Annotated in this window: 10 protein-coding genes; 4 read left to right on the plus strand and 6 right to left on the minus strand. The window is 69.4% G+C overall.

Annotated features, from left to right (window positions below; all coding sequences use genetic code 11):
• Nucleotides 1-124 precede the first annotated feature (124 nt).
• Genes AAHM41_RS36240 through AAHM41_RS36265 form a run of 6 tightly spaced genes read right to left on the minus strand, consistent with a single transcriptional unit; the run spans nucleotide 125 to nucleotide 6,802 of the window.
• On the minus strand, nucleotides 125-1,771 hold the full coding sequence (locus tag AAHM41_RS36240) for a phytoene desaturase family protein (RefSeq protein WP_342241497.1): 1,647 nt from the start codon (nucleotides 1,769-1,771) through the stop codon (nucleotides 125-127).
• An 8-nt stretch (nucleotides 1,772-1,779) separates the two neighbouring features.
• Nucleotides 1,780-2,856, minus strand: coding sequence for an aromatic ring-hydroxylating oxygenase subunit alpha (locus tag AAHM41_RS36245; RefSeq protein WP_342241498.1), 1,077 nt, complete (start codon nucleotides 2,854-2,856; stop codon nucleotides 1,780-1,782).
• A complete protein-coding gene (locus tag AAHM41_RS36250; protein ID WP_342241499.1) occupies nucleotides 2,853-3,650 on the minus strand; it encodes an ABC transporter permease in 798 nt (265 codons plus the stop codon). The genes AAHM41_RS36245 and AAHM41_RS36250 overlap by 4 nt, the downstream gene beginning before the upstream one ends.
• Entirely contained in the window at nucleotides 3,650-4,534 is an 885-nt protein-coding gene (locus AAHM41_RS36255; RefSeq protein ID WP_342241500.1) for an ABC transporter permease, read from the minus strand. The genes AAHM41_RS36250 and AAHM41_RS36255 overlap by 1 nt, the downstream gene beginning before the upstream one ends.
• A gap of 3 nt (nucleotides 4,535-4,537) precedes the next feature.
• Entirely contained in the window at nucleotides 4,538-5,644 is a 1,107-nt protein-coding gene (locus AAHM41_RS36260; RefSeq protein ID WP_342241501.1) for an extracellular solute-binding protein, read from the minus strand.
• A gap of 15 nt (nucleotides 5,645-5,659) precedes the next feature.
• Nucleotides 5,660-6,802 (minus strand): ABC transporter ATP-binding protein, encoded by a 1,143-nt coding sequence (locus AAHM41_RS36265; protein WP_342241502.1) that lies wholly within the window; start codon nucleotides 6,800-6,802, stop codon nucleotides 5,660-5,662.
• A 236-nt stretch (nucleotides 6,803-7,038) separates the two neighbouring features.
• On the opposite strand from AAHM41_RS36265, the gene AAHM41_RS36270 reads away from it, so the two are divergent.
• From AAHM41_RS36270 to AAHM41_RS36285, 4 genes are all read left to right on the plus strand, one after another.
• Nucleotides 7,039-7,962 (plus strand): hypothetical protein, encoded by a 924-nt coding sequence (locus AAHM41_RS36270; protein WP_342241503.1) that lies wholly within the window; start codon nucleotides 7,039-7,041, stop codon nucleotides 7,960-7,962.
• 280 nt (nucleotides 7,963-8,242) lie between these two features.
• Nucleotides 8,243-8,392 carry a hypothetical protein gene (locus AAHM41_RS36275; protein ID WP_342241504.1) on the plus strand — a complete coding sequence of 50 codons (150 nt, stop codon included), beginning with the start codon at nucleotides 8,243-8,245 and terminating at the stop codon, nucleotides 8,390-8,392.
• Nucleotides 8,389-9,078: a 4-carboxy-4-hydroxy-2-oxoadipate aldolase/oxaloacetate decarboxylase gene (locus AAHM41_RS36280; protein WP_342241505.1), complete on the plus strand. Its 690-nt coding sequence runs from the start codon at nucleotides 8,389-8,391 to the stop codon at nucleotides 9,076-9,078. Before AAHM41_RS36275 ends, AAHM41_RS36280 begins: the two co-directional genes overlap by 4 nt.
• A gap of 283 nt (nucleotides 9,079-9,361) precedes the next feature.
• Nucleotides 9,362-9,991: a TetR/AcrR family transcriptional regulator gene (locus AAHM41_RS36285; RefSeq protein ID WP_342241506.1), complete on the plus strand. Its 630-nt coding sequence runs from the start codon at nucleotides 9,362-9,364 to the stop codon at nucleotides 9,989-9,991.
• Nucleotides 9,992-10,293: the final 302 nt, after the last annotated feature.

Raw genomic sequence — 10,293 nt, forward strand, 5'->3', positions numbered from 1 at the left:
CCCCCCCCGGGGCCCCGCCCCCCCCCCCCCCCACCCCTCCCCCTGCCCCCCTCCCGCAAGGGGAGGGGGGACTTAAAAGAGAGGAGCCGCCCGTTGCTTTTGTCGACCAATCTCTGCCCCCGCCTCACGCCCGCCGGGCCTTGACGTCGCGCAGGATCTCGCGCGCCGCGTTGTGGCCCGGGATGCCGGAGACGCCGCCGCCCGGATGCATCGACGAGCCGCAGATGTAAAGCCCGCGGAACGGCGTGCGGTAATCGGCATAGCCGGAGACCGGGCGCTGGAAGAACAGCTGGTCGGTCGACAGCTCGCCGTGGAAGATGTGGCCCTGCGGCAGCGCCACGATGCGCTCGATGTCGGGCGCCACCAGCAGCTGGGCCTCGATCACGTCGTTGGAGAAGCCGGGCGCGTACTCCTCGATCGTGTCGAACACGGTCTTGCGGAAATTCTCCTTCTCCGTGGCCCAGTCGCCGCCCTTCAGCGTGTAGGGGGCGTGGCCGCCGAACAGGTTGACGACATGCTTGCCGGGCGGTGCCAGGCTGTCGTCGACGATGGTCGGCACCACCGGGGTCAGGAACGGGCGGCTGGAGTACCAGCCGTATTTGGCGTCGTCATAGGCGCGCTCGAGATAGTCGATGTCGGGCGCGATGTGCATGTAGGTCGGGTAGCTGAAATTGCCGAGCGCGCCGTCGGCCCTGACCTTGTCGAGGATGCGGTACTGCGGCGGCCGCTCGCAGGCGATGTTCATCTTGAAGGCGGTGGAGAAGCTGCGGTAGCCGCGGATCTCGCGCAGCACCTCGGCCGGCAGATGCGCCTCGCCGATCATGTCGAGATACAGCGCCTTGGCGCTGGCGTTGGAGACGATGATCCGGGCCGAATAGGTGTCGCCCGCCTTGGTGGTCACCGCTGTGGCGCGGTCGCCGGTCAGCCGCACCTCCTTGATCTCGGCCTCGGTGACGTGGTCGACGCCGATGCTGCGGCCGTAGGAGGCCAGTGCCTGGGTGATCGCGCCCATGCCGCCCTTGATGAAGCCCCAGCCGCCCGCGCCCTCATGCTCGCCCATGATGTGGTGCATGATGACGTAGGCCGAGCCCGGGGTCTTCGGCCCGGCGAAGGTGCCGATCGAGGCGTAATAGGCCAGGACCGCCATCACCCGGTCGTCCTCGAACCATTCGTGCAGGAAGTCGTAGGCGCTCATGCTCAGCATGTCGGCGATGCGGTACATCTTGCGGCCGATCTTGCGGTGCCGCCACAGCAGCGAGGCGCCGTCGCGGAAGCCGCGCCAGTCGCGCTGCGCCGGGTCGACCGGCGTCTCCCACAGCAGCTTGCGCACGATCTGCGCCGCCTCCTGCAGGTAGCGGTCGAACTCCGGATAGATCGCGGCGTCCTTCTTCGAGAACTTGGCGAAGCTGGCCTGGGTCTTGGCCATGTCGTCGGAGAAGACGATGTAGTCGTCGTTCGACACCGGCGAGACCATGTCCGAGCAGGGCAGCACCTGCAGCCCGTGCTGCTTCAGCTCGAAGTCGCGGATGATGCGCGGGTGCAGCAAGCTCATCAGGTAGGAGAAGATCGAGGCGCGGAAGCCGGGCGCGATCTCCTCCGTGACCGCGGCGCCGCCCAGCACCTTGCGGCGCTCCAGCACCAGCACCTTGAGGCCGGAGCGGGCCAGGTAGTTGGCGCAGACCAGGCCGTTGTGGCCGGCGCCGATGATGATGGCGTCGTAGCGCTTGGCCGCCGCCGTGCCATTGGGCTGGGAAGACGTCGTTGTGGTCATCGCTCTCTCTATTCGGCGGCGGCGCGGTGGCTGGGGGCAGGGTCGGCCATGCCGCGGCGGACCATGTCCTGGAAGGCGTGCACGGCGTGCTCGTGCTTCGGCGACAGCGGCCCGCGCTGGTAGACGCCGGCGTTCAGGTTGCGCTGCACCCCGGTGATGATGTCGAGGTCCTCGCTGACGATCTGGGCCGACCATTCGATCGACTGGCGGTTCTCCGCCGCCTTCTCCGGCGACACGTCGGTGAAGAAATACCAGTTGATGTGTCGCAGCCGGCCGGCGCCCAGCGGCTCCAGCGTCGCGATCGAGCTGCCCCAGTCATAGAGGTTCAGCATCAGGAACGGGAAGCGGTAGAAGTACACGCCGCGGGTCAGGCCGCCGTCGCGCTTCGGCGCGTGCAGGTGGAACATCTCGTCATGTACGTCGATGCTGTAGCGCTCCATGTCCAAGGACGCGCACAGGCCGGGATGCATGGTCCGGCAGTGGTAACATTCGAGATAGTTCTCGCCGTAGGTCTTCCAGTCGACCTCGCAGTCGCGGTTCTTCTCGGCGAACCAGTGCTGCTGCTCGAGCGGATAGTCGGCGGCCAGGGCGTCGATCGGGCCCAGCCACTCGCGCAGCCCCTCCCCGTCCTGTGCGACCCGCAGGAAGACCAAGCCGCGCCATTCCTCGGCGGCGATCCGGTACAAGCCCCATTCCTGCGGGTCGAAGGCGGGGGCGGAGCCGAAATCGGGCGACCGCTTCAGCTTGCCGTCCAGCGTGTAGCTCCAGCTGTGATACGGGCAGACCACCAGCCGCGGGCACTGCCCCTCCGGCCTGGTCAGCAGCTGGGCGCCGCGGTGGCGGCAGACATTGTGGAAGGCGCGCACCTGCCCGTCCTCGCCCCGGATGGCGAAGACCGGATAGCCGGCGACCATGCCGGTGACGTAGTCGCCGGGATTGCGCAGCCGGCCCGACCAGGTGAACAGCATCCAGTGCCGGGCAAAGATGCGCTGGCGCTCCTGCTCGTAGCGCTCCGGGTCGCGGTACCAGGCGGCGGGCAGGGTCCAGGTGAAGCCGTCCGGCGCGGCGGGGCTCGTCATCGTCATGGCGCAACCTCTCGGTCGGTCGCCGCCGGCTCGCGGCCAGCGCGCAGGATCTGCAGGATCACCAGCAGCAGGGTGACGGCGAATAGCACCGTCGCCGCCGCCGCGATGGTCGGGTCCACCCGCTCGTTGATGCCGTCCCACATCTTGCGCGGCAGGGTGTAGACGGCGCGGGCGGCGATGAAGAGCGTGACCACGATCTCGTCCCAGGAGGTGAGGAAGGCGAAGACTCCGCCGGCCAGGATGCCGGGCAGGATCTGCGGCAGGATCACCCAGCGGATGGTCTGGGACTGGGAGGCGCCGAGCGAGCGCGACGCCTGGTCCTGGCGCGGGTCGACCGAGGCCAGCGCAGCCGACACCGTGACCAGGACATAGGGCGCGGCCAGCAGCGTGTGCGCCAGGATCACCCCGGCGAAGCTGTCGAGCAGGCCGATGCCGGCGAAGAAGCGGTAGAAGGCCAGCGCCGAGACCACCGGCGGCACGATCAGCGGCGCCAGAGCCAGCATCCGGGCGAGCTCGCCCAGCGCCGAGGACAGGCGCCACAACCCGATCGCCGCCAGCGTGCCCAGCGCCACCGACAGCGCGGTGACGGCGAGGCCGATGCCGAGGCTCTGCAGCATCGCCGAGCGCCACTGGTCGTCGCCGAACAGCGTGGCGTAATGCTGGAAGGAGATGCCGTCGGTCGGCAGCGACAGGTACCGGTTCGGCGTCACCGACAGCGGCATCGCCACCAGGGTCGGCAGCATCAGGAACAAGAGCACGGCCCAGCACAGGGCGACCAGGACGGACCAGCGCATCAGGCCCCTCCCCCGCCGAACAGGCGGCGGACATCGACGACGCGGGACAGCGCCGCGATCAGGGCCAGGACGGACAGCAGCAGCACCGAGGCCATCATGGTGCCGACGCCCCAACGCACGGTCTGGAAGATCTGCAGCCGGACATATTCCGCGATCATCACCACCTTGCCGCCGCCGAGGATGGCGGGCGTGACCAGGAAGCCGAGCGACAGCACGAAGACCAGCAGGCCCGCGGCGAAGATCCCGGGCAGGGACAGCGGCAGGAACACCTTGGCGAAGGTGCGCAGCGGCCCGGCGCCGAGCGAGCGCGAGGCGGCGCCGAGGGCCGGGTCGATGCCCTTCATCCCGGCATAGAGCGGCAGCACGGCATAGGGCACCATGTAGTGCACCATGCCGACCAGCACGCCGAACTCGTTGCGCACCAGCGGCAGCGGCTCGGTGATCAGGCCGAGCCCGGCCAGCGCGCCGTTCATCAACCCCTCGCTGCGCAGCAGCGTCAGCCAGGCGAAGGCGCGGACCAGCACCGACACCCAGAACGGCACCAGCACGAAGGCGGTGATCCACACCCGGTGCCGTGGCGAGGCGTGCAGCATGACATAGGCGACGAGGTAGCCGAGGACCACGGCGCAGACAGTGGTCCAGGCGGCGACGCGGAAGGTGGTCCACAGCACCCGCTGCATGGCGCCGGAGTCGAGCAGCCGCTGGTAGTTGCCGGGGCCGGGCGCCGGGTCGGTGACGCTGATCCACAGGATGTTGGCCAGCGGCAGCAAGTAGAGCAGCAGCAGCGCCGCCATCAGCGGCAGCACCAGCCCCCAGGCCGACGCCGGCGTCCGGCGCCGGGCGACGGAAGGGGGCGCGCTGTCGAAGGCGGGTGCTGCCACCATCCCTCAGCTCGCGATCAGGTCGAGAAAGTCGTTCTGCACGGTGTCGTAGTTCTCGGCATACCAGGCGCTGTCGATCGGGATCTGGCGCTTGTAGTTCGGCTCGTAGCCGCAATCGATCTTCTGCAGCTCGGGCGTCAGGCTCGCGCTGGCGGCCGGGTTGGCCGGGCCGTTGCCGAGCAGCTTCAGAAGCTCGACCTGCCGCTCCGGGTTCTGGGTCGAGGCGATGAAGTCGAACACCGCCGGGCCGGCCGGGTTCTTCACCAGCACCGGCAGCACGCCGGGCGCGACGATGCCGTGGTCCCAGGTCCAGGTGATCTTGCCGCCGGAATCCCGGTCCAGCACCGAGGCGCGGGTGCACCAGATCGGGCCCATCGTCACCTCGCCCTCGCGGAACAGCTGCTGGCTTTCCGCCCCGCCGCCCCACAGCAGGAACTGGTCGCGATGCTCCTTGATGATGGCGAAGGCCTTCTGCACATCGAGCGGGTACAGCTTGTCCGGCTCGACGCCCGACCCCAGCAGCACCGCCTCCAGCGACCCGACCAGCCATTTGTAGATCGCCCGCTTGCCCGGAAAGTCCTTGAAGTTCAGGTAGTCCTTGAAGCCGTTCGGCGTCTTGCCGCCGGTCTTCTCCAGGCTGAAGGCATTGACGGTCGAGTACATGTAGGCGGCGCAGCCGTAGTCGAAGATGAATTCCGGCCGCACCTTAGCCTTGTCGATCTTGGAATAGTCATAGGGCTGGATCAGCCCCTGCTTGCTGAGGATCGGCAGGTAGAAGCCGTCGGCGTCGGTGCAGTCCCACACCACGTTGCCGCTGTCGATCATCGCCTTGATCGCGCCCGGCGTCGGCTCGGCGCCCAGCACCGTGACCTTGAGGCCGCTGTCCTTGGTGAAGGGGTCGCCCCAGGCCTTGCCCCAGGCCGGCACGGCGTCGCCGCCGAAATTGACCACCACCACCTCCTGCGCCGCCGCCTTGGCCGGGCCGGAGACGAGCAGCGGCGCGACGCCGAGCGCGCCGAGCGCGGCCAGGAAGCTGCGCCGGTCGATGTGTCCGTCCGCGAACCGCTCCGCCGCGATGGCCGCGAGATCCGCGCGATACCGAGATGCCGTCATGTGATTGCCCCCTGTTTAGGCCGAGCTGTCGTCGGCTTCGTCTTCGATGAGCACGGTGGCCTCCGGCGCCCAACCGACCCAGGCGGCCGTGCCGAGGCCGAGATCCGGCGCCGCCTCCCAGGCGAAGCCGGTCGCGGTCAGCGGGCCGAAGGCATCGGTGCCGACCACCACCTGGCGGGTGGCGCCGAGATAAGCGATGTCGAGCACCCGCCCGGGCACCCGGTTGGCCATGTCGCGCGGCTCCTGCGCCGCGACCCGCAGCTTCTCCGGCCGCAGCGCCAGCAGCACGCCGCGGCCCTGAGGCGGCGTCGAAGCACCGCGATGCAGCACGGCGGCGCCGCCGGTCTCGAGCCGGATCAACTCGCCGTCGCGGCCGGCCATGCGGCCGGCAATGCAGTTGCTCTTGCCCAGGAACTCGGCGACGAAGCGGGTGCGCGGCTGCTCGTACAGCTCGTCCGGCGCGCCGGCCTGGACCAGCCGGCCGCGATTCATCACCGCCACCCGGTCGGCCATCGACAGCGCCTCATCCTGGTCATGGGTGACCAGGATGAAGGTGGCGCCGAGGTCGCGGTGCAGGGTCTTCAGCTCCAGCTGCATCTCGGCGCGCAGCTGGCGGTCGAGCGCGCCGAGCGGCTCGTCGAACAGGACAATGTCGGGGTCGAACACCAGGGCGCGGGCGACGGCGACGCGCTGCTGCTGGCCGCCGGACAGCTGCCTGGGGTGGCGATCGTCGAAGCCGTCCAGCCGCACCCGGGCGATGGCGCCGGCGACCTTCGTTGCAATCATCGCCCGCGACACGCCGCGGACCCGGAGCGGATAGGCGATGTTCTCGGCCACCGTCATGTGCGGGAACAGGGCGTAGCCCTGGAACACCATGCCGAAGTTGCGCTTCTCCGGCGGTATGGCGGTGACGTCGCGGCCATCGACCGCGATCCGGCCGGCGCTGGGCGCGACGAAGCCGGCGATCATCATCAGGAGCGTGGTCTTGCCGGAGCCGGAGGGGCCGAGCAGGGTCAGGAACTCGCCGCCCGGGATGTCGAGCGACACGTCGTCGACGGCGCGGACCGGGCCGTAGCGGCGCGACAGCCGGGTCAGCGCCAGGCCATGCGCCCTGGCGGCGGCCCGGGGGGCTTGCGATCGGTCGGCCCGCATCAGCATCGATCCTGCCTCCTGCGATCTTTTTCATTCTTGTGAAATCAGCGTGGCGGCGATGGCGGAGCCTGTCAAGAGCCGGAAAAGGCACAGACAGGCGGCATTCCTGGTTGCCTCCGAGGTCTCGGAGTCGCTCTCGCAGGCAAAGAAGCGGTTTCAATCCTGTGAAAATGAAACAGAAGCTCGGCCTGTCTGATGCGGCTTCATCGACGGAACGGCGCCGCGCCCCCATCTGAATCGGCATGCGCAGGCAGCAACCCGACCGGATCCTGAACCGGGTGACGATCCGGCCCGTCGCCGGCGACCAGCCGGGGATCGAGGCGCGGCTGCCCTATGACCGGGCCATGATGCAGCGGCTGATGGCGGCGTTCCCGCGCGCCCGCTGGCGCGAGGCGGAGGGGGTGTGGTTCATCCCCGGCACCACCGCCGAGCGCCGGCTGACCCGCTTTCTGGCCCAGCAGCTGCCGCCCGGCGGCGACCATGCCGACGCCAAGGGCCGCGACGCCCATGACTTCGACCCGATCGAGAGCCGCTATCTCGAGATCGGCGACGAGCTGCTGGTCCGAACCCCCTATTCCCGCACCGTGGTCGAGCAGATGCACGCCATCCCCTGGTCCTGGTGGGAGGCCGAGACGCGGACCTGGCACGTGCCGTTCCGGTCCTATGACGAGCTGTGGCGGCGCTGGCCCGAGATCGAGGCCGCGGCCCGCCGCAACGAGCCGGAGGAGCGCCGCAAGCGCCGGCTGGCCGAATGGACCCCGGAGCGGCAGCGCCGTGCCGCCATCCTGGCTACCGAGCGCCGTCGGCACCGCTATCCGGTGCTGGCCGGCGACCTGCCGCCGCCGGACCAGCCGGTGATGACGGAGCGGTTCGGCATGCTGGTGTTCACCGGGACCGACGGCGAGATCGCGGATGTCCCCGACCCGGCCGGCATCTACGCCCATGCCGACCCGGCGGCCGGCGACTATGTCTGGGTCCGCTGGCGCCGGCCGGCGCTGGAGGAGCTGATCGGCGTCTGGCCCGCCCGCGTGGAGGCCGGGCCGGCGGAGCGGACCCGCGGCTGGTGGCAGCCGACCCGCGAGGAGCTGCGCCAGGCCCGGCGGACCGCCCGAATCCGCGAGCGGTTGCAGGAGCGCCGCGGGACGAACCCGCAGGCGGCGGTGTGATTCCCCCAACCGTCATTGCGAGCGCAGCGAAGCAATCCATGCATCAGCTCGTGCGGGATGGAGGACCCGTACAATTTCGACCATCCGGTGGCGGCGCATGCGGCGCAGGAGGCGCGCGTGATCGCCCAGGCCGCGGGGCACAAGCCCCGACCCGACGCGCAGCTACGCCGCGCCGCCGGTGTTCCTGTTCGAGCCGCACCAGCCGGAGCAGTGCAACTTCAAGCCGCAGGTGATCCTGAACATCGACGAGGTGTGAGAGACCAAGTTCCAGGCCTTCCAGGTGCTGGCGGCGCAGAAGCATCTCTGGGACTACTACACCCGCGTCGCCCTGAACCGCGGCGTGCAGGGCGGCCGCAATTCGGGCCGGCCGATAACCTATGGCGAGGCGTATCAGCGCCTGTTCCCGGAAGCACTGGAGGTGCTGGCATGAAGCCCGTCGTCGTTCGCAACATCCGCCGGGTCGAGCCGGAGGTCGCCAGGCGCCTCGCCGAATGCGGCGTCTCGACCGTGCACGAGGCCATGGGCCGGGTGGGTCTGCTGAAGACCTATATGCGCCCGGTCTGGCCCGGTGCCGGGATCGCCGGCAGCGCCGTCACCGTGCTGGCCCAGCCGGGCGACAACTGGATGCTGCATGTCGCGGTCGAGCAGTGCCGGCCCGGCGACGTGCTGGTGGTGGCCTGCACCACCGACAACACCGACGGCATGTTCGGCGAGCTGCTGGCGACGTCGCTGCGCGCCCGCGGCGTGGCGGGGCTGGTGATCGATGCCGGCTGCCGCGACGTGAAGGCGCTGGCCGAGATGCGCTTCCCGGTCTGGTCGCGCGCTATCTCGGCCAAGGGCACAGTCAAGGCGACGCTCGGCAGCGTCAACGTGCCGGTGGTCTGCGCCGGCGCCCATGTCGTGCCGGGCGACGCGATCGTCGCCGATGATGACGGGATCGTCGTCGTGCCCCATGCGCAGGCGGCGGAGGTCGCGGCGCTGAGCGAGAAGCGCGTCGCCAATGAGGCGGAGAAGCGGGCCCGGCTCGCCGCCGGCGAGCTCGGCCTCGACATGTACAAGATGCGGGAGGCGCTCGCGGCAGCCGGGCTGACCTATGTCGACGAGTTGCCGGACTGATCCCATGTCACCCTAATTCTTCTGTCTCAGTCCAGGGGTGCAGTCCATCGCCGTCTGACGGCGGTTTCTCCGCTTCCGGTGCTCACGCACCAAATGTGCGCTGCGCTCCGGTTCTCGAGACCACCGCCAGCCGACTCACGCCAGTGCATTTCTAAACGGTCTCTGACGGCTGGCGGCCGCGCCGTCGAAAAACAAACTCATTGGTCTGTTTTTTGCCGACGCCATGGTCTATCTCTATGGATCCGCCCGGCGGCTTGGAGCCGTCTCGGCCTTGTGAGAGAGCATGGACAACGCCACCCGTTCGGAACGATCCCGCAATGCCGCCATCCAGGCGGCGCTCGCCATCATCGCCCGCGACGGTCCCGGGCGGCTGACGCTCGACGCCATCGCGCGCGAAAGCGGCATCAGCAAGGGCGGGGTGATGCACCACTTCCGCACCAAGGAAGCGGTGGTGACGGCCCTGCTCGAACACCTGACCGAGCGCTTCGGAAAGTTCACCCGGGAATACCTGGCCGAGATCGGCCCCGACAAGCCCGGCGCCATCCTGGAAGCGCAGATCGCGACGCTGCGCGAATCCATCGCCACGCCGCATTCGGCCTTCTTCGCCATCCTCGGCGCCGTGGCCGAGAACCCCGACCTTCTCTCGATCAACCGCGCGGCGGAGGCCGAGGCGCTCGAGGCCGTCAAGGCCGAGGCCGCCGATCCGGAGCTGGCGGTGCTGCGCTGGATGGCGGCCAGGGGCCTGCACATGACGACGCTGCTGGGAACCTGCCCCCTGTCCGCCGAGGAGCGCGACCGGCTGTTCGACCGCCTGATCGACGATGCGCGCTGGTCCGCCCTCGCGGAGACCGCGAAGCCGGCCTCCGCCCGCCCGTCTCGAAGCCGGTCGGCAGCCATCAAAAAAACCGACTAGACGGTTTGCAAATCCGGAAATCCGCTGTTATGGTGTCCTCACACGAGATCGAGAGGACGAGCCATGGCACAGCGCGCTCCGCACCCGGCAGGGGAACGCGGCATCGGCGGGACCGGAGGGCAACCGGCCGAGGAACGACAGAATGCCAAGCGCCTTCGTGTTGCCTCTCCCGCCGGACGCGGGAGAGGTCGGGCTCGCGCAGCGAGACCGGGTGAGGGCTGGCCCCGGCCTCGACAAACTCCCCTCACCCGGAGCCGCCTCGCGTCTCCGACCTCTCCCGCAAGCGGGAGAGGCAACGCGTT

Source organism: Inquilinus sp. OTU3971, assembly GCF_038440215.1.